The organism is Nannocystis pusilla, assembly GCF_020073745.1.
Classification (GTDB): Bacteria; Myxococcota_A; Polyangia; order Nannocystales; family Nannocystaceae; genus Nannocystis; species Nannocystis radixulma.
On record NZ_JAIRAU010000048.1, the window covers coordinates 34,978 to 54,079 of the forward strand.

Here is a 19,102-nt window from a genome sequence, read left to right on the forward strand (position 1 = left end):
GGAGATCTGGGTGACGGCGGGCACGGAGCGGCGGAGCGGGTCCCTCGCGACGGCGGGGCCCTCCCAGGCAACGTGCTCGGCGCCCGTGGGCTTCGATGGTGAGCTGTCGTTGAGGACAGGTTCGTTCGTGCTTCGCGGACGATGGCGCCTGCGCGCGGTTGCCTGCGGCCCCTCCCGCCTGCGTCCCACTCCGCCGCTCCGTGCCCGCCTGCGGAGAGCGTCGCCGGCCCCGCTTGTCGTCGTGCGGGAGGCTCACCGAGCGGCGGCGAGTGCGGCGCGACCGACTGCGGTCAGCAGTTTGCGCAAGTTGTGAGCGGTGCAGACGAGCCGCCATTCGAGCTGCACCTTCTTCATACCGCGCATGAGGAAGCGGCCGAAGCCGAGCGCGGCCTTGATTTGGCCGAAGACGGGCTCGACGACCTGCTTGCGCAGGTGATAGCGACTCCGATATCCGGCGCGGGCGAGTCGCATGCGCATGTCATGGGCACGTGTGCCGGGGAGCTGGCCGATGCGACCCTTCGCGCTCCCCTCCCTGTGCTTGATCCGTCCGGTGGCGATGTAGCCACGGACGTGTCGGCGACCGAGCTCGCGGAGATTCGCCTCCGAGCAATAGCCCGCGTCGGCCGACAGTTCACGCGCCTGCCTGCCCGTGTTCGCCTTGATCTGTGCGAGCATCGGTGCGAGCGCACGGACGTCGTTCTGCTCGGCGATCACCATCTCGGCGACGATCACCTGGGAGGCACTGTCGACGGCGGCCTGGGCGTTGTAGCCCTGCACGAAGCCGTCCTTGGTCATCATCAACTTGCTCTCGGGATCGGTGAAATTGCGCTGGGCCTTGTCCGAAGGTGTCCCATCAGCCATGTGGTGAGGTCGCGGCACAGTCGGTTCCGGCCGTTCCTCGTCGCGCGCCCTGGCCTCCTGGGCTGCGCGTCGGTCCCCGTCACGAGCAGCGGCCTCGGCGGCAGCCTCGGTCTCGAGCGCCGCCATCGCCGCACGGATCTTTGCCAGGCGCTCCTGCTTGCTCTGCACCCATGCCGGCATCTCGTCGCCGCGACCATCCGCGTGCCGATCGTCCTCGCTACGATCGAGGTCGTCGGCCTCAGCGAACCACCGCGCGACCTCGGCCGCGAGCTGCGGCTCGACCTCTTTCATCCGCGTGTAGCTCATCGCCTTGTGCTTCGAGGCGTTCGCCTTGATCTTCGTCCCGTCGAGCGCGACGTGTCCGAGCTTCACCAGTCCGGCTTTCTGGCACAGCCGGAGAACCTGGCCGAAGAGACCGCCGAGCGCCGGGAGATGCCGCCGGCGGAAGTCATTAACCGTGCGATGATCCGGCCGCTGACACGCAGTCACGGCCATGAAGTCAACTCGCAGGCGGGAGGGGCCGCAGGCAACCGCGCGCAGGCGCCATCGTCCGCGAAGCACGAACGAACCTGTCCTCAACGACAGCTCATCATCGAAGCCCAAGGGCGCCGAGCACGTTGCCTGGGAGGGCCCCGCCGTCGCGAGGGACCCGCTCCGCCGCTCCGTGCCCGCCGTCACCCAGATCTCCACGGCCCCGCGCCTTCGGCCACGCGATTTCCTGGACAGGCTCCTAGCAGGGCGCTCGAGACATGCGCGCGCGAGGGCGCGGGGCTGCGGAGATCGTCGAGGGGCGGACGAGGGGCGGCGCAGCGGGTCCCTGCGACGCGGTCCTTCCACACCAGGTGTTCGACGGCGATGATGTGGTGGCTCGCGTCCGACGATTGGCACGCCGTCTGCGCGCCAGGTGCGGAGCCCCCCGCTGCTTCCCGCTGCGCCGCCCCTCGTCCGCCCTGCGGAGACCGTCGCCAGCCCCGCTCGTCGAAGGACGGCGATGCTCACCTCGCGACAGCGAGCGCGACGCGTTGCGCGCTCACGGCGAGGCGGGCGACGGCGGCTCGGGCAGGAACAGGCGCCCGACCGGTAACTCGACGGCCTCGAACGGGGCGATGCGGGCTCTGGCGGTCTCGTCGTAGACGCCGATGCTCTTCCACTGGCCGCCGTCGAGCGCGTAGGCCTCGAGCAGACGGGCGTCGGGGTCGACGAGCCAGTAGTGCGGGACGCCGTGGCGGGCGTACAGCTGGAACTTGTGTAAACGGTCGCGCTTGGTCGAGGAGGGCGAGAGGACCTCGCAGATCCAGTCGGGGATGACGTCGATCGGGAGTTGGTAGTGACCTTCCAGGCGAGCGCGGCGCCAGCCGACGACGTCGGGCTGCGCGATGTCGTCGACGGTGAAGCGGACGTCGATGCCGCCGACGATGTCCCAGCCGCCCGGGCCGTCGTCGTCGAAGTCGAAGGGCCCACCGAGGAATCGATACAGGCCGCTCCGCACGTTGGCGTGATGCAAGGTCTGGCCCGGCTGTATGACGAGCTCGCCACCCAGGACCTCGGCCTTGACGCCCTCCGGCAGGGCGACGAGGTCGGCGTAGGTGGCGAGCTTCGCGGCGGCCGTCATGAAGTGAGGATACCACGCGTCCTGCGGGCGTGTGCTCGTGACGCCCGGGGATACACTCGCGCGGCGGCATGAGGGAGCAGGACAGGGTGATCGTGATCGGCTCGGGGCTCGGCGGGCTGGCGGCGGCGATCCGGCTGCGCGCGCGCGGGCACGAGGTCCTGGTGCTCGAGGCGATGGAGCAGCCGGGCGGGCGCGCGGCGGTGTTCGAGCAGGACGGGTTCTCGTTCGACGCGGGGCCGACGGTGGTCACCGCGAGCCACCTGTTCGACGAGCTGTGGGCGCTGGTCGGGCGCGAGCGGCGGGACTACGTGCAATTCGTGCCGGTCGATCCGTTCTACCGGGTGCTGTTCCCCGACGGCGCGCGCTTCGACTACGTCGGCGACGAGGCGCGGCTCGTGGCGCAGATCGAGCAATTCGAGCCGCGCGACGTCGACGGCTACCGCCGTCTGGCGGCCGAGGCCCGGCGGATCTTCGACATCGGCTACACCGAGCTGGTCGACCGGCCCTTCGATCGCTTCAGCGACATGTTGAAGATCGTGCCGGACCTGGTGCGGCTCGGCTGCTGGCGCTCGATGTACGAGTGGGTCAGCCGATCGATCCGCGACGAGCGGCTGCGCCAGGTGTTCACGTTCCAGCCGCTGCTGATCGGCGGCAACCCGTTCCGCGCGCCGGCGATCTACGCGCTCATCCACTGGCTCGAGCGCAAGTGGGGCGTCGAGTTCGCGGTCGGCGGGACGACGGCGATCGTCAAGGCGATGGTGCGCCTGCTCGGCGAGCTCGGGGTCGAGGTCCGCGTCGGTACGCCGGTGGCGGAGATCGAGGTCGAGGGCGGGCGCGCGGTGGCGGTGCGCACGGAGGCTGGCGAGCGGATCGCCTGCGGCGCGGTGGTCAGCAACGCCGACCCGGCGACGGTGTACACCAGGCTGGTGGCGGCGCGGCACCGCCGCTGGAACCATGACCTCCTCGTCAAGCGCAAGAAGCTGTCGATGGGGCTGTTCGTCGGTTACTTCGGGGCCGACCGCACGTGGCCCGAGCTGGCGCACCACACGATCATCCTCGGGCCGCGCTACCGCGAGCTGCTCGAGGACATCTTCGAGCGCAAGGTGCTGGCCGAGGACTTCTCGCTGTACCTGCACGCGCCGACGCGGACCGACCCGAACCTGGCACCGCCCGGCTGCGAGGCGTTCTACGTGCTGTCGCCGGTGCCGAACACCCAGGCCGAGGGGCTCGACTGGGACGCGCGCGGCGAGGCTTATTTCGACAAGATCCTCGACTTCCTCGACGCGGAGCACGTGCCGGGTCTGCGCCGGCACCTCGTCACCCGCAGGCACGTGACGCCGCGCTACTTCGAGACGACGCTGCGCTCGTTCGGCGGGGCTGCGTTCGGCCCGGAGCCGCGGCTGACGCAGTCGGCGTATTTTCGTTACCACAACGTCTCCGAGGACGTGGCGGGGCTCTACTTCGTCGGCGCCGGCACCCACCCGGGCGCGGGCATGCCGGGGGTGCTGTGCTCGGCCAAGGTGCTCGAGCGGGTGATGCCGGGGCCAGGTCGCAAGGGACATGTCTTTAAAAATAAGTCCGGAGGGACAGGTTGAGTTACGACCGGGCGCGGGTGGTGGCGGAGAGCCGGGCGACGCTGGCCCGCCACGCGCGCACGTTCGACCTCGCGGGCTGGTTCTTGCCGCCGGAGCGGCTCGACGAGGCGGCGGTGGTGTACGCGTTTTGTCGGCTCGTCGACGACGTGATCGATCTGGCGGCGGCGCCCGGCGACGGGCTCGCCGAGGTGCAGGCGATCGAGGACGAACTGGCGGGGACGGCCGCGGCGCGGCCGCTGATCGCCTGCTACCGCGATTTGCTGGCGGGCTGGGGCGTGCCGCTGCAGGTGGCGCACGAGCTGATCGCGGGCGTGCGCGCCGACGCGGGGCCGGTCGCGCTGCCCGACGACGCGGCGCTGCTGCGGTACTGCTACCGCGTGGCCGGCACGGTGGGGCTCATGATGTGCGGGGTGATCGGCGCCCGCGACCCGCTGGCGCTGCCGTTCGCGCTCGACCTCGGGATCGCCATGCAGATGACCAACATCGCCCGCGACGTCGCCGAGGACGCGGCGCACGGGCGGGTGTACCTGCCGGGGACGCGGCTCGCGGCGGCCGGGACCAGCGCGGACGAGCTGCTCGCCGGCTCGGCCGAGCGCGGGGCGGTGGCGGAGGTCGTGCTCGGGCTGCTCGCCACGGCCGAGCGCTACTACGCCAGCGCGGAGGCGGGGATGCGGTTCATCCCGTGGCGCTCGCGGCTGGCGATCGTGGTGGCGAGTCGGGTCTACCGGGCGATCGGGCTGCGCTTGCGGCGACGCGGGGGCGACGCGCTGGCCGGGCGCACGGTGGTGCCGGCGCTCGAGAAGGCGGCGTGGACGGCCGTCGCGGTGCTCGGGTTCGTGCGCGGGGCCGTGTGGCCGCGCCGCGAGGCGCACGCGTCGGGGCTGCACCGCTTCATCGCCGACCTGCCGGGCGCCGACGCCGGGGCGCCCGGCCCGAGAGCCCGCGGGGCGCGCGTGCTCGAGCTGGTGCGCGACGGGCTGTGACGGATGGGCGGCGATGTCATGACATGGCCGATGCGGCATGTCCTGAAGCACATGAATGAAGGGACACAGAGAGACGATGGCGGGTGACGGGGCGATCGCGGGGGTCGTGTTCGACCTCGACGGCACGCTGTACGACAAGCGGCCGGTCGAGCGCTGGGTGCTGGCGCGGATGTTGCCGTCGCTGCCGCGGCTCGTGCGCTACACGAAGGTGCGCACGAGCCTGGCGGGGGTCGACTTCGACGACGCGGGGGCGCTGGCGCGGGAGACGCTGCAGCGGCTGGCCGGCGACGCGCGCGGGCAGGAGACGTGGCGGCGGTGGATCGCCGAGCGCTACGAGCCGCAGGTGCTGCGGGCGGTCGGGCGGGCCGGGCGGGCCTACCCGGGGGCGGCCGAGACGCTGCTGCGGCTGCGCGGGGCCGGCCTGCGGCTCGGGCTGGTCAGCGACTACCGCGGCGCGCACGACCGCCTGCGCGCGCTGGGCATCGACCCGGGGCTGTTCCACTTCTCGCTGGTGACCGAGGAGCACGGGGCGATGAAGCCGGCGGCGCGGATGGCCGCGCGCACGCTGACGGGCATGGGGCTGCCGGGCGAGCGCATGGTCATGGTCGGCGACCGGGCGTTCGCCGACCAGCGGTTCGCCGAGACCTGCGGCATGCGCTTCTTCGGCGTGCTGGCCGGCGGCGACCCGCCCGACCCGGCGTGGACGCCGTGGCCCGGGGTGCGCGCCCGGCTTTCCGCGCTGCTGCGCTGAGGGTATGTTCCCGCCATGCGCAACGCCGTGATCGCCGCGATCGCCGGGGCCCTGCTCGGGTGCGGGCAGACGCCAGCCCCGCCTGCAGGACATGCTCAAAAGGCCATGCCCGATAAGACAGGTTCCCATGAACATGACGCAGAGGCCAGCAAGGAGCGGGCCTACCACGCGCAGGAGCACGAGGAGGCGGCGGAGGCCTACGCCGACCACCGCGGGCGCGGGCACCACAAGCACCACCGCTTCACCAACGCGGCCGAGTGGACGGCGATGTTCGACAGCCCCGAGCGGGCGGCCTGGCAGAAGCCCGACGAGGTGGTCGCGGCGCTGGGGCTGACGCCGGCGATGACGGTCGCCGACCTCGGCGCGGGCACCGGTTACTTCACGGTCCGGCTGGCGAAGGCGGTGCCGCAGGGCAAGGTCGTCGCCAACGACCTCGAGCCCGACATGGTGAAGTGGATCGGCGAGCGCGCGGCCAAGGAGGGGCTCGGCAACGTCGTCACCGTCGCGGGGGCGCCCGCCGATCCGAAGCTGCCGGAGGGCCTCGACGTCGCGCTGATGGTCGACACCTACCACCACATCGACGAGCCGTCGCAGTTCTTCGGCAAGGTCCGCGACGCGCTGAAGCCGGGCGGGCTGCTGGTGATCGTCGACTTTAAAAAGGACGCGCCGGAGGACGCTCCGGGGCCGCCGGCGGCGATGCGCGTGGACGACGCGATCGTGGCGGCGCACCTGCAGAAGCTCGGCCTCACCCACGAGCGGACCGACCGCGAGCTGCTGCCGTATCAATACCTGGTGTTCATGCGCAAGCCGGGCTAGGCTCCATCGCATGGTTCGCGCCTTGGTGTTGTCCTCGCTGGCGCTGGTGTCGGCCTGCGGGCCCGAGTTCGAGCCGCGCGACGGTCACTGGGCGTTCGCGGAGGCCAGGCGGCTCGAGGACTCGTGCGGGCTCATCACCGGCATGCTGGCGAGCGACTTCTCGCTGGTCGCCAACGGCGACGGCACGATCACGCTCGACGCGGACAACACCAACGGCACCTTCGAGTGCGACCTCTCGGGCCGGGAATTCGAGTGCCCGGAGCACCAGGTGCGGGCGATGAGGGGCGAGGCGACGCTCGACATCTGGCTGCGCTTCTCGGGGACCTTCTCGTCGGAGACGGAGGCCAGCGGACGACGCGACGCCGAGGTGACGTGCGACGGGGAGGAGTGCGACGGGCTGGCCGCGCTGGCGCGGACGAAGTTCCCGTGCGCGGCGGCGATGGAGTTCACGGCGTCGCTGGTGCAGTGACGACCGCGGCGGGCTCGGCGGTCGCGCCGGCGGCCTCGTCGACGCGGCCGAGCACGTGGACCGCGGCGACGACAGCGGCTGGCCGAAAGACCAGGGCGGCGAACGGCACGGCGATGATGGCGGCGACGCCGAGGCCGAAGCCGAGCGCGAGCTCCGGGTGGCGCGCGACCAGCTGCAGCTCGCGCCGCCACGGCCGGCTCAGGCGGCGCAGCAGGCCGGAGAAGCGGCGCAGCAGCGGCAACTGGTAGATCTGGACGAACCACGGGTCGGGGTACGGGTCGGGCTGCTTCGCCGGCGCGGCCGGGTCGACGGTGTGGCCGTTGTCGAGCGCCTCGATGACGATCCAGTGCAGGGCCCAGAAGCCGCCGAGCGCCCACGCGACCCACGCGAACGCGTCGGCGCCGGCGGGCCACAGCGACTGCGCCAGCTCGAACGCGAGCCACACGGGGACGAGGCCGATGCCGAGCAGGACGGCCTGGCGGATGGCGTCGCCGATCGCGCTGCGCAGGCCCGGCATGTCGGCTGTCCGCGGGGACAGGCCGAGCGGGACGCGGGCGGCGGCGGCGAGGCGGCGGTAGGTCTTGCCGAACAGGATCACCGGCGCCGGCGCGAGGGTGACGAGGGTGTCGAGGAAGACCTCGAGGCGCGCCGAGGCGTCGTCCTCGGCGCCCATCGCCACGAGTACGCAGAAGCCGGCGAACAGCAGCACGGGCCAGGCGGCGGCCCGCAGCAGCGCCGGGTCGCCCGCGATCACCCGCAGGCCGAGCAGCGGCTGGGCGAGGCCCCACGCGAGCTGGGCGAGCCCCCGCGGCGGCAACGGGCCCGGGGACAGCCAGGGGAGCGGAGCGGGGGCCGGCGGGGCGGACGACGGGGCGGTCACGGGCGCGGGAGCGTAGCACGCAGGCGGGTGTGCGAGCGCGCGGTCGGCTGCGCGGCGGTGCGGATGTCCGCGGGGACAGGAGCGGCCCTACGCGGCGCTCAGGGGCCATGGACGGCGACAGCAGGGGCGTTCGGGCGTCCCGTCGCGCGGGAACAGCGGGGCTGGCTTTCGCAGGGGCGAGCTGTTTGAAGAGACAGGAGGATCGGCACGCGATGAGCCACGGACCGGTCAGGCGCGGCGGGCCGCGAGTCCGAGGCGAGGAACGAGAGGTGACCGAAGGGACATGTTACTCGCGGCCGGAAGGTGACCGAAGGGACATGTGAATCGCGGCTGCGACGGCGATCGGCGGGCGACAGGACCGAATGGACATGTGATGCGTCGCGGCTGCGCTCGACATGGTCGATCGGCCCTGTCTTCTCGATCACGCGATCACGCGGTCTCGTGCGCCAGCGCTCGCGTCGGGTGACAGCTCGGCGTCGCGGTCGCGAACTGTCGCACCGCGCGTGACCCCGAGGTCGCGAGCTCGCGAACTGTCGCCCCGGCGCTTGAACCGGCCGCGGCGCTGGGGACACTGGGGGCGCGTTCGAGGTCGCGTCCCCGTGTCACACGCATCAACGTCGCTGCTGTCGCGCCTCTTGCCCTCGCTGCCCGGACCGTCCGCTCGGGTGTACGACCGCGTCGCCTGGGCGTGGTGCGCGGGGGCGCTGATCACGGTGCTGTGCACGTTCCGCCACTACGGCGTCACCTGGGACGAGGCCTGGCACCTCGAGTACGGCCGCCGGATCTCGAAGTGGTACACCTCGGGCTTCAGCGACACCGACGCGCTGACGTACCGCATCAACTACCTCTACGGCGGCGGCTACGACCTTTTGGGGGCGATCTTCCGTGCGATCGCGCTGCCGATGGAGCGCTTCACGGCGATCCACCTGCTCGGCGGGCTGGTCGGCGTGCTCGGCCTGGTCGGCACGTGGAAGCTCGGGCGCGCGCTCGCGGGGCCGCGCGCGGGGCTCCTGGCGCTGGTGATGCTGACGCTCCACCCGGTGTGGTGGGGCCACATGTTCAACAACCCGAAGGACAGCCCGTTCGCGGTCGCGTACGCGTGGAGCCTCTACTTCATGGTCGCGGCGATCGCAGAGCTGCCGCGGCCGTCGCGGGCGACGCTGGCGAAGCTCGCGGCGGCGATCGGCCTGGCGCTGAGCGTGCGGATCGCGGGGCTGATCCTGCTGTGCTTCCTCGCGCTGGTGTTGGCGCTGTTCGCCGCGCACGCCGGGTGGTTGCGGCGCAGCTGGGCGGCGCTGGCGGCTCACGTGCGGCGGGCGCTGACGATCGGGGCCGGCGTGACCGCGGGGGCGTGGGCGGTGATGTTGATCGGCTGGCCGTGGGCGCAGCTGGACCCGCTGACGCGCCCGTTCGTGGCCCTGCGGCGGATGAGCAGCTTCGACGCGCACCAGCGCAAGATGCCGTTCGCCGACGAGTACCTGTGGAACTACGAGATCGGCTGGGAGTACCTGCCGCACTACTTCGGGTTCCAGACGCCGGAGCTGGTGCTGATCATGCTGGCGATCGGGACGGCGTGGGGCGTGGCGGCGTTGCTGCGCCGCGGCGGGCGGGCCGAGCTCGTGCGCCCGGCGCTGGCGCTGCTGCTGGTCGGCATGGCGATCTTCGTGCCGCCGATCTACGCCGTCTACAAGGGCTCGCCGCTGTACGACGGCTATCGCCACTTCCTGTTCGTGGTCCCGCCGATGGTGGCCCTGGCGGCGGTGACGATCGAGGCGCTGGTCGGGCGGCTGCGCCGGCGGTGGGCCCGCGGGATCGCGTGGGCGGTGACGATGGCGTTGCTCGTCGATTTGCTGGTGCAGATGGTGCATCTGCACCCGCAGGAGGTGGTGTACTTCAACCGCTTCATCGGCGGCGTCGCCGGGGCGATCGGCCGCTACGACACCGACTACTACGGCAACACCAACCCCGAGGCGATGAAGGCCCTGCAGGCGCACCTGTGGCGGACCGAGCGCGCGACGTACCTCGACTCGGTCTACTACTACACGGGCTGCCTGTCGGGCAAAGCGATGCGGCTGCACGTGCCGGGCAACTTCCGCACGTTCAAGCAGCGCCAGGGCGAGCAGTACTCCGACTTCAGCGTCGGCTACCTGCGCGACCGCTGCGACCGCCGCTTCCCCGACGGCCGGCCGATCTTCGAGGTCGTGCGCGACGGCGGGGTGCTCAACGTGGTGAAGGACCTGCGCGCCCTGCCGGTGCCTTACCGCACCGAGAAGGGCGCGCGCAAGAAGCTGCCGGCGCCGCGGCCCGCGAAGGAGCCGGGGGTGCCCGCGGCCGACAAGGAGGCGAGCGGATGATGAGCGAGACGCAAGGTGCGCTGTCCGTGGCGGAGGCGGCCCATCGGGCCGCCCGCGCGGTGACCGTCGACCCCTCGTGCGAGCCGCGCAGCGCGGCGCACCACCTCGTCGGAGCGTGGGAGGCGCTGGCGCGCGCAGTCTGTCCTGGTGGACATGTTCCCGAGGACATCAGCGACGTCGGCGGGTGGCTACCGGCGCGGCTGCAGGCGACGCTCGGGCCGCGGGCGGTGACGGAGCTCGGGCGGGCGTTGCCGGCGCTGGTGGCCGAGCGGGCGCGGCCGGGCTGGGAGTCGCGGGCGTTCGCGCTGAGCCGCGGCGAGGTCGAGGCGCACACGTGGCGGCTCGGCGAGCTGATCGCGCGCGCGCGCGGCGAGGGGTCGCCGCGGCCGAATTGGACGGGCAAGGCGGCGCTCGCGGCGGCGGCGGCTGTCGTGCTGCTGATCGCGGTGCGGCCGTGGTACACGCTGACGCTGCAGCCGTGGCGCGGCACTTACTACGCCCGCTCCGACCACAGCGGGAAGTGGCAGATGCGCTACGACCGTGAGATCGACTTCGACTGGGGCCGCGACGCGCCGATGCCCGACTGGCCCGCCGATAACTTCTCGGTCCGCTGGGACAGCTGCCTGCACCTCGACGCGCCGACCCGTGCGGTGTTCCAGTCGATCTCCGACGACGGCTCGCGCGTGTACGTCGACGGCGACCTGATCGTGCGCAACCGGACGAAGGGCAAGACGCAGTCGCGCGGCGGCGAGGCCCGGCTCGCGGCCGGGGTGCACCACGTGCGGGTCGACTACAGCGAGCACAGCGGCGACGCCCACGTGCAGGTGCTGGCGAGCTTCGACGACGAGCCGCCGCGGCCGATCCCGGCGTCGATGCTGCACGCACCGCGCGGGCCGGCCGGCGAGGACGACCCGTGCGAGTGACGACTTGGAGACATGCCCAAATGGACATGTCTCTCAGAACCGCAGCCCGATCCCGTCGCCCGACAGCGTCAGGCGGTTGAGCCGGTGGAGCCGGCGGGCGCCGACGAGCGCGAGCGTCAGCCCGGCGGCGATCAGCGGCAGGCCGACGCCGTAGCCGAGGATGCTGTTGCGGGTCGTCCGCCGCAGCGCCGCGTCGTAGGCGCTCGGCGAGTCGAATTGCCGGGTGCCGTCGACGATGTTCTGGCGCGCCATCAGGCTGAACAGGCCGACCAGCACGAACACCACCCCGCCGAGGTTCAGGGGGATGCTGGCGATGACCATCCGGTTGTACTTCTTCTTCTCGCGGAGGTTGCGGTGCTCGGCGTCGACCACCCCCGCCTCCTCGAGGCCGCGCAGCTCCGCGGCCACGGCGTCGACGTCCTGGCTCGCGTGCGTGTGCGCGGCCCGGCCGGCCTGCACCCGCTGCGTCGCGCCGTCCAGGTTGCCGCGCAGGCGCGCCAGCTCGCCGCTGTCGAGGGCGGCGACGCCCGGGCCCGGCGTGGCGAACCGCCCCGACGCGGCAGGCACCCACGGGTCCGCGAGCCCGTCGGCGCGCACCAGCGCGGCCACGTGCTCCTCGAGGGTCGCGGCCGGGCGGCAGCGGAACGGGCCCTGCGGCCCGCGCAGCTCGATCGCCGTGAAGGGCGGGGCGCTCGCGCACCAGGCGTCGACCTCGCGCTGGCAATCTTGCGGCTGCCACTCCGCGTGGCGGCGCAGCTCGGCGCGCAGCGTCGTCCCCTTCACCGCGGCGGTCAGCCGCCCCTTCGCGTGCGGGTAGGACTCGTCGAATCCCTGCACCACCGCGCGCGCGAACGCCTGGCGCGCGGCGGGCAGCGCCTTCGCGTGCTCCTGCGTCCTCGCTGCCGCGGCAGCCGTGCGGCAGCGGTCGAGCGCCTCGATCGCGGCGTCGCGGTGCGGCTCGGCCACGAACTGCGCCAGGTAGCGGTGCAGCTGGACCAGGCGAACGAACCCCACGCGACAGGTGCGACCGGTCTCCTGCGCCTCTGCGAGCGCGGATGTGTACTGGGCGTGCTCGTCCGCGGCGTACCGCTCGAGCGCGCGGATCTGCTGCTCGAGGTCGGCGCGCGCCGCCTCGGCCTGCTCGAGCTCCGCCGCGGCCGCGGCCTTGCGCTCCTCCGCCGCGATGTAGTCGCTCCCCAGCGCGGATTGCCGCTGCACCTCCTGCGACGGCGCCATCGGCACCTCGGCAGGTCGGCAGCCGCCGATCGCCAGCGCCACCGATACGCAGATCGACCTCGTCATCCGACGTCCGCCGTACGACAGCCGGCCCTGCGCGTCAAGCGAGGCCGCCAGGTGACGCGCGGCGCGGCGCGTCGGCGGCCCGAGGCCCCTCGCGGGCCGGCCCGCGTGTACGCTCGTCGCCGTGCTCACCACGCCGACCTCCGACGCGCCGCGATCTGCCATCGCCGCCGGGACCGCGCTGGTCCTGCTGGCGCTCGTCATCGGTCTCGACGTCGCGTGCGCCGGCGTCGCTGCCCGCGACCCGTACACGGCGTTGATGCGCGGGCATCCGGAGGAGGCGGGAGGGTGCACGCTCGCGCTGTCCGACGTCCAGTCGCCGCTGCTCGAGATCCAGGGCCGCGTCAACCTGCCGCGCGGCGTCCTGCTGATCGACGAGACCCTCGACTTCTACAAGGACAGCGAGGTCGCCAGGCTGGTGGGCTCGCCGTGCCGCACCTACGCGATCTACGGCTGGTTCAACGTCATCGACCCGGTCGGCCCCGACGACCACCGCGACGGCATCGTCTACAGCGCGCTCGGCCTGCCTCCCGACCACGTGCGCTGGTCCGAGGTGACGATGACGCCGACGCGCTTCTCCGGCGCCTACGAATACCGCGACTGGTACCCGCGCCCCGTCCCGCCGCGCAAGGGCTGGGCGACCCTGCGGGTGCTCCGCGGGGTCGCGTACTACTTCGTGCTCGAGACCAACCAGGACTACTGGGACTCGCTCGGCGAAATTTTTAAAAGGTCGGCCGAGACGGCGGTCTTCACGGCGGCGAGGGGGCAGGGCCCGAGCGCGCTCGACGACGAGGCGGCCCTCGCCGCCGACGCGGCCGAGAGCGCCGGCTGAGCGCAAGGCGCTCGGTTCACGGCGCGCTGGAGCGGCGGCGGATCGCATCTTTCCTGATGGACATGTTCCGAGGGACATGTGTGTGACGCGCGGGAGCGAGCCGGCTGGGGGCGGCCGGGGCCAGGGCGCGGCGGGGCGTGGGAGGGCGACCCCGGGTATTCGCGCCCGGAGCGGGGCGGGCACTCGGGGAATCACCCGATCGTGGGACCGTGGCGCGCGCGGTAGCGTGGCGCTCCGATGAAATTACGCAGCCGCCTGCCGCTCGTCGCCGTCCTGCTCACTGCTTGCGGGGAGAGCTCCCCGGTCACCACCGAGGGCGACCCCACCGCCGGGACGTCGACGTCCACCGGCACGTCCACGACGAGTCCTCCGGGACAGGTGACGACGACCGGCCCGGGGACGACGACCGGCGACTCGCCGACCTCGAGCACCTCGACCGGGCCGGTGAGCCCGACGACGACCGAGGGGACGACGACGACGAGCGAGCCGGCGACGACGACGGGCGGGGCGACGACCGAGGGCACGACGGCGGCGAGCGACGCGACGACCGACGGCACCTCGACGACCTCCGGCGAGCCCGAGTGCGTCGACCTGTTCGACTGCGAGCAGGTCCTGGGTCCCTGCGTCTTGATCCTCTGCAAGGACTTCGTGTGCGTCGGCGAGAACCGGCCGGCCGGCGACCCCGACTGCGCGCCCGACCAGGTGTGCGACGGCGAGGGCCACTGCGTCGACTGCTACCAGGACATCGACTGCGATTTCTACGAGTACTGCGACAACGGCGAGTGCTTCGCGTCGAAGTGCTTCGACGGCGTCCACAACGGCGACGAGACGGACATCGACTGCGGCGGGTACAACTGCGCCCTGTGCGAGCCCGGCCAGCACTGCGAGGAAGACTGGAACTGCGCGAGCCAGATCTGCGTCGGCGAGGCGTGCCTGGCGCCGACCTGCGGCGACGGCGTCCAGAACGGCGACGAGACGGACATCGACTGCGGCGGGGCCGACTGCTCCCCGTGCGAGGACGGTCAGCACTGCCTCGAGGGCTCCGACTGCCTCGGCGGCAGCTGCGAGGACTTCAAGTGCGCCTCGCAGTGACGGGCCCGATCACGTGTCGCAGAGGACATGCTCGAAGAGACATGTCCTTGAAGGCGAGTCACAGCGCGGCGGCGAGGGCCTCGTGGAGCTCGGCGTCGGTGAGCTCGATCGGGTTGCCCTTCATGCTGCTGGCGCGGCGCGAGCGCTCGACCAGCCCGGGCAGGTCGGCCGCCTGCACGCCGTAGGCGGAGAGGGGGCGGATCTGCAGCGACGCCACGAGCGCGCGCAGGTGGTCGACGGCCTGGTCGAGGGTGGCCGCGGGGTCGCCGGTGACGAGGCGGGCGACCTCGTCGAGGCGGGCGAGCACGGGGCTGCCGGGGTCGCGCCGGTGCAGGGCGCGGGCGTTGATCCGCAGCACCTCGGGCAGCAGGCGGGCGCACACGGCCCCGTGCGGGGCGCCGGCGAAGGCGCCGCCGATCGGGCCGGCGAACCCGTGGACGGCCCCGAGCGCGGCGTTGGCGAGGGCGAGGCCGCCGAGCAGGCTGGCGAGGGCCATGTCGCTGCGGGCGTCGAGGTCGCGGCCCTCGGCGACGGCGCGCGGCAGGGCCCGGGCGGCGCGGGCGATGCCGTCGCGGCACAGGGCGTCGGTGATCGGGTTGGCCTTGCGCGACACGAACGGCTCGATGAGCTGGGTCAGGGCGTCGAGGCCGCAGTCCGCGGTGACCAGCGGCGGCAGCGAGAGGGTGAGGGCGGGGTCGACGATCGCGGCGCGCGGCAGCATCTTCGGGCTGCGCAGGCTGACCTTGACGCGCTGCTCGCTGGCCGCGAGCACGGCGTTGCGCGTGACCTCGGAGCCGGTGCCGGCGGTGGTCGGGACGGCGATGAACGGCGCCGGGTCGTGGGCGAGCGGGCGGCCGCGGCCGACGACCTCGAGGTAGTCGAGCGGCGGGCCGGGGTTGCGCACGAGGGCGGCGATCGCCTTGCCGGCGTCGAGCGGGCTGCCGCCGCCGACGGCGACCACGACGTCGCAGGCGCTCGCCCGCGCGGCCGCCACCCCGCGCTCGGCGTCGGCGACGGTCGGCTCGCCGGCGACGGTGAACACGGCGAGCTCGAGGCCGGCGGCGCGCATGACCTCGAGGACAGGTTCGGTGCGGGTCGGGTCGCGGCCGGTGACGACGAGGGCGCGGCGGCCGTGCTCGCCGGCGATCGCGCCGACCTGGGCCGCGGCGCCGACGCCGAACACGATCCGCGCGGCGGTGGCGAGCTCGAACGGGATCACCACGCGTCGTCCGCCGGGAACACGTTGGCGAGGCGCACGCTGGTGCGCGGGCTGGCCATCATCGGCGCCACGGTGTCGCGCCACAGCTGGTAGTGCGCGGTCTCCTTGTGGCGCGCCGGCGCGGCCTCGTCGCGGTAGACCTCGACGAGGATGAAGCGGGTCGGGTCGCCCTCCTGCTGCAGGACGTCGAAGCGGGCGACGCCCGGCTCGCGCACGCTCTCGCGCGCGTTGGCGACGGTGGCGGCGCGGAACGCCTCGACCTGGTCGGGCGCGACGTGGACATGGACGTGGACGACGAGCATCACGGCCACGATAGCAAAGGTCGGGCGCGGACGAACCGCGGGCGGTCGGGCGGCGCGCCGCGGGCTTGCGCCCCCGGATGTCCTTGCGGGCAGGTCGGGTCACGGCGCGGCGCGGCGGAACGCCTGCACGCGCTGGCGCGTGTCCTCGCGGACAGGCTGGCGCCGCAGCGAGCGCCAGGCGCGGTCGCGGACGGCGGGCCGCTCGTCCTCGGCGGTCATGCGGGCGACCAGGGCGGCCTCGGCGGCGGCGGTGTGCAGGCGGGCCTGGCCGAGGGCGAAGCAGGCGGCCGCGCGCAGGCGCCAGTCCTCGTGGCCGAGGGCGGCGAGCACCGGCGCGAGGTCGGGCTCGGCGCGGGCCCACTGCGCGGTGACCCACAGGGCCCGCGCGCGCAGCTCGCCGCCCGGACCGAGAGCGTGCGGGCGCACGGCCGCGAGCACGCGCCGGACCAGGGCAGGGTCGTCCTGCGGGCGGCCGAGGGCGTACAGGGCGCGGGCGTGGACGGCCGGCGGCTCGTCGCCCGCGAGGAGCTCGGCGATCCCGCCGACGATCTCGGGGTCGACGCTGTCGCGGCGGTCGAGCAGGTCGAGGGCGGCGAGGCGGCGCGCGAGCGGTTCGTGCGGGCGGGCCATCCGGAGGGCGACGGCCTCGACGCGAGGGTCGTCGACCAGGCCGAGCGCGACGGCGAGGCGGCCGCGCAGGGCGTCGTCCTCGGTGGCGGCGAACTCGGCGAGGACCTGCGTGCGCGCCTCGTCGTCGCGCTCGATCACGCGGAGCAGCGCGGCGAGGGCGACCTCGCCGCGCTTGTGGGAGTCCGAAGGATCGAGCGCGGCGAGGTCGGCGATCGCGACCTCGACCTCGGTCGCGGCGGCGACCCGGAGGGTGAACAGGGATACGGCCGCCAGCGCGCACCAAAGCGCGGCGGAGCAGAGATAGCGTGTCATCTTTTAAAAATACTCCTGGGCGCTCAGCCCTGATTGTCGCAGTCGAAGCCGAATGGCCGGACGATCCGGAGGTGCAAATGATTGTCGTGACCGGGCCTGGGCTCGACGATCCCGCCGATCAGCTGGGGGTCGTTGAAGAAGATGCGCTCGGCCGGCAGATTCGGCAGCAGGTAATCGTCGACGAGCGTGGCGGTCCACTTGCGGCTGTAGTCCGGGTCCGTCCACAGAAGCGGCTTTTCGGCGGGGGTCTTGCCGATCGGGCGCAGGTCGACGTCGATGCCGCAGCGGTGGTTCTTGTGCGGCGGGAAGTAGCCGCCCTCGGCGAGCGAGATGTCGCCGACGCCGAGGCGGGGCAGGTTCTCGGCGAGGCGCGCCTGGTCCCACGCGTCGGCGGCGTCGGCGAGCCCGAACACCATGTCCTGCACGCCCCACAGCTCCTCGGGCGGGGCGAGCGTGTAATAGCCGCCGCCGCCCGAGGGTAGCTGGACGAACCAGTTGGTGCCGTCGTCTTCTTCGTGCTCGTGCAGCGCGTCCAGGTCGAGGAAGCGCGGGGAGGCCTGGACGTCGACGGCCGTGGCGCACAGCCCGAGGCCCAGGAGCACGCCCGCGCGGCTGATCGGGCGCCGCCGCGTGTGCCCATTCACGGATGTATTGTGCATATCCTACGTGTGGCGCGCCGGGGTGGACCGGCAAGCGTCACCCCGGCGTCCCTGTGATCCGCGGCGTCGCCGAGGTCTGGGCGCCGCAGGCCGGAGCGCCGCCGGTCCTCATGTACCTGACCCGAGAGACAGGTGCTCGCGCGTCAGCGGGCCTGGGGTCGGCGGACGATCTCGACCGCGGTGAGGAGCTCGGGGTCGCGCGGCTTGTCGTTGGCGTCGCGCGGGACGAGGGCGATGTCGTCGGCGAGGCGCATCGCGGCGTCGTTGCAGTGACCGAACACGGTGTGCTTGCCGTCGAGGTGCGGGGTCGGGTTGAGGGTGATGAAGAACTGGGCGCTGCCGGTGTTGGGGCCGCGGTTGGCCATGCTGAGCACGCCGGGCGCGTCGTGCACCAGCTCCGGGTCGATCTCGTCCTCGATCAGGTAGCCGGGGTTGCCGAGGCCGGTGCCGGTGGGGTCGCCGGCCTGGACCATGAAGCCGGGGATCACGCGGTGGAAGGTGGTGTCGTCGTAGTAGGGCCGCTTGACCCACGCGTCCGAGGCCTTGTCGTACCAGGGCCGCAGACCGCGGGCGAGGCCGACGAAGTTGGCGATCGTCTTGGGCGTGTGGTCGACGTGCAGCTCGCACTCCAGCACGCCGCGCGGGGTCTTGAAGAGGACCCACAGCGCGTCGGCCGGGTTGCCCGGGAGGCCGGCGAGCGCCTCCTCGAGGGTGAACTCGCCGGCTTCCGGGTCACCCTGGGCGATGTTGTAGGCCTTGAGCTGGGCCGGCGAGAGGCCCTCGGGGGCCGGGTCGCCCTTCTTGAAGGCGATCTCGGCGCCGGCCTCGCCGACCTCGCCGCCGCCCTCCTCGCCGGGGCCCGTGGGGCGGGCCGCCTTGCGGGCGGCCTTCGCGGCCTCCATCGCGGCGATCTCCTCCGGCAGGGGCGGCGGCGGGACGAACACGCAGCCGGCCAGAAAGGCGGCCGGAAGGGCGGCCAGCAGGCTCCACGGGCGCGGCGAGGGGGTGGTCGACATGGTTGTGAGGGTCTACACGCCCCGGCCCGGCCGCGCACGGCCAAACGACGGACCACACGGCCGCGGCGATGCGGCTCGGCTGGCGCGCGGGCGTACAGTGGCAGCCGGGGGTCGCCTTGACAAGGGCCGCGCGTCGGGTCCATAAGCTCCCTCCCCTCAGGAAACGAAGAGCAAGACACGTGGCGAATCACAAGTCGGCAGAGAAGCGCAACCGTCAACGCCTCAAGCGGCGCGAGCGTAACGTGTTCCACCTGTCCACCATGCGCACGTACATGAAGCGGCTGCGCAAGGCCCTCGAGGGCGGAGACCTCGAGGGTGCCAAGGAGAACCTGCCGCTGGCGCTGCAGGCGATCGGCAAGGCGGCGAGCAAGGGCGTGATCCACCGCAACACCGCGTCGCGCTACGCGTCGCGCGTGCGGCTCGCCTTCAACAAGAAAAACGCGCCCGCGGCCTGAAAGCCCCGAGGGGTAGCGAGTCGAGCGCGCCAGGACCTCGGG

19 protein-coding genes are annotated in these 19,102 nt (G+C 72.9%); 10 read left to right on the top strand and 9 right to left on the bottom strand.

All coding sequences use genetic code 11. The features are described from left to right. Positions 1-252 precede the first annotated feature (252 nt). Complete coding sequence (locus K7C98_RS35180) at positions 253-1,356, bottom strand: transposase (protein ID WP_224196243.1); 1,104 nt, start codon at positions 1,354-1,356, stop codon at positions 253-255. A gap of 535 nt (positions 1,357-1,891) precedes the next feature. Next, on the bottom strand, positions 1,892-2,473 hold the full coding sequence (locus tag K7C98_RS35185; protein ID WP_224196244.1) for a Uma2 family endonuclease: 582 nt from the start codon (positions 2,471-2,473) through the stop codon (positions 1,892-1,894). A 68-nt stretch (positions 2,474-2,541) separates the two neighbouring features. Here K7C98_RS35185 and K7C98_RS35190 point away from each other — a divergent pair, with 68 nt between their 5' ends. The 5 genes from K7C98_RS35190 to K7C98_RS35210 are packed head-to-tail and all read left to right on the top strand — an operon-like array spanning position 2,542 to position 7,087. Beyond that, positions 2,542-4,068, top strand: a complete 1,527-nt coding sequence (locus K7C98_RS35190) for a phytoene desaturase (RefSeq protein ID WP_224196245.1) — start codon at positions 2,542-2,544, stop codon at positions 4,066-4,068. Continuing rightward, positions 4,065-5,051: a phytoene/squalene synthase family protein gene (locus K7C98_RS35195; RefSeq protein ID WP_224196246.1), complete on the top strand. Its 987-nt coding sequence runs from the start codon at positions 4,065-4,067 to the stop codon at positions 5,049-5,051. Before K7C98_RS35190 ends, K7C98_RS35195 begins: the two co-directional genes overlap by 4 nt. 55 nt (positions 5,052-5,106) lie before the next feature. Then, the gene (locus tag K7C98_RS35200) at positions 5,107-5,802 is read left to right on the top strand and encodes an HAD family hydrolase (RefSeq protein ID WP_224196247.1); all 696 of its coding nucleotides are present in this window, start codon (positions 5,107-5,109) and stop codon (positions 5,800-5,802) included. 15 nt (positions 5,803-5,817) lie between these two features. After that, positions 5,818-6,618, top strand: a complete 801-nt coding sequence (locus tag K7C98_RS35205; protein WP_224196248.1) for a class I SAM-dependent methyltransferase — start codon at positions 5,818-5,820, stop codon at positions 6,616-6,618. 10 nt (positions 6,619-6,628) lie between these two features. Continuing rightward, a complete protein-coding gene (locus tag K7C98_RS35210; protein WP_224196249.1) occupies positions 6,629-7,087 on the top strand; it encodes a hypothetical protein in 459 nt (152 codons plus the stop codon). Here K7C98_RS35210 and K7C98_RS35215 read toward each other — a convergent pair. Next, positions 7,065-7,967, bottom strand: a complete 903-nt coding sequence (locus K7C98_RS35215) for a hypothetical protein (protein WP_224196250.1) — start codon at positions 7,965-7,967, stop codon at positions 7,065-7,067. The two genes, K7C98_RS35210 and K7C98_RS35215, sit on opposite strands and share 23 nt — an antisense overlap. A 599-nt stretch (positions 7,968-8,566) precedes the next feature. On the opposite strand from K7C98_RS35215, the gene K7C98_RS35220 reads away from it, so the two are divergent. Then, on the top strand, positions 8,567-10,321 hold the full coding sequence (locus tag K7C98_RS35220; protein WP_224196251.1) for a glycosyltransferase family 39 protein: 1,755 nt from the start codon (positions 8,567-8,569) through the stop codon (positions 10,319-10,321). Continuing rightward, complete coding sequence (locus K7C98_RS35225) at positions 10,321-11,244, top strand: PA14 domain-containing protein (protein WP_224196252.1); 924 nt, start codon at positions 10,321-10,323, stop codon at positions 11,242-11,244. The genes K7C98_RS35220 and K7C98_RS35225 overlap by 1 nt, the downstream gene beginning before the upstream one ends. Positions 11,245-11,277: 33 nt before the next feature. On the opposite strand, the gene K7C98_RS35230 is transcribed toward K7C98_RS35225, so the two are convergent. Next, the gene (locus K7C98_RS35230; protein ID WP_224196253.1) at positions 11,278-12,546 is read right to left on the bottom strand and encodes a hypothetical protein; all 1,269 of its coding nucleotides are present in this window, start codon (positions 12,544-12,546) and stop codon (positions 11,278-11,280) included. Between the two features lie 121 nt (positions 12,547-12,667). Here K7C98_RS35230 and K7C98_RS35235 point away from each other — a divergent pair, with 121 nt between their 5' ends. Together K7C98_RS35235 and K7C98_RS35240 are read left to right on the top strand one after the other, a co-directional pair. Next, positions 12,668-13,375 (top strand): hypothetical protein, encoded by a 708-nt coding sequence (locus tag K7C98_RS35235; RefSeq protein WP_224196254.1) that lies wholly within the window; start codon positions 12,668-12,670, stop codon positions 13,373-13,375. Positions 13,376-13,612: 237 nt separating this feature from the next. Continuing rightward, positions 13,613-14,467 (top strand): hypothetical protein, encoded by an 855-nt coding sequence (locus K7C98_RS35240; protein ID WP_224196255.1) that lies wholly within the window; start codon positions 13,613-13,615, stop codon positions 14,465-14,467. Between the two features lie 58 nt (positions 14,468-14,525). Here the strand turns inward: K7C98_RS35240 and K7C98_RS35245 are convergent, their stop codons facing one another. The 5 genes from K7C98_RS35245 to K7C98_RS35265 all read right to left on the bottom strand — a co-directional run bounded on the left by K7C98_RS35245 (position 14,526) and on the right by K7C98_RS35265 (position 18,605). After that, on the bottom strand, positions 14,526-15,689 hold the full coding sequence (locus K7C98_RS35245) for an iron-containing alcohol dehydrogenase (RefSeq protein ID WP_224196256.1): 1,164 nt from the start codon (positions 15,687-15,689) through the stop codon (positions 14,526-14,528). Next, positions 15,683-15,988 (bottom strand): antibiotic biosynthesis monooxygenase, encoded by a 306-nt coding sequence (locus K7C98_RS35250; RefSeq protein WP_263430119.1) that lies wholly within the window; start codon positions 15,986-15,988, stop codon positions 15,683-15,685. Before K7C98_RS35250 ends, K7C98_RS35245 begins: the two co-directional genes overlap by 7 nt. 99 nt (positions 15,989-16,087) lie before the next feature. Further along, a complete protein-coding gene (locus tag K7C98_RS35255) occupies positions 16,088-16,930 on the bottom strand; it encodes a HEAT repeat domain-containing protein (RefSeq protein WP_224196257.1) in 843 nt (280 codons plus the stop codon). A 23-nt stretch (positions 16,931-16,953) separates the two neighbouring features. After that, a complete protein-coding gene (locus tag K7C98_RS35260; protein WP_224196258.1) occupies positions 16,954-17,574 on the bottom strand; it encodes a penicillin-insensitive murein endopeptidase in 621 nt (206 codons plus the stop codon). Positions 17,575-17,732: 158 nt separating this feature from the next. Then, positions 17,733-18,605, bottom strand: coding sequence for a peptidylprolyl isomerase (locus K7C98_RS35265; protein ID WP_224196259.1), 873 nt, complete (start codon positions 18,603-18,605; stop codon positions 17,733-17,735). 179 nt (positions 18,606-18,784) lie between these two features. On the opposite strand from K7C98_RS35265, the gene rpsT reads away from it, so the two are divergent. Next, positions 18,785-19,060, top strand: coding sequence for a 30S ribosomal protein S20 (rpsT, locus tag K7C98_RS35270; protein WP_224196260.1), 276 nt, complete (start codon positions 18,785-18,787; stop codon positions 19,058-19,060). Positions 19,061-19,102: the final 42 nt, after the last annotated feature.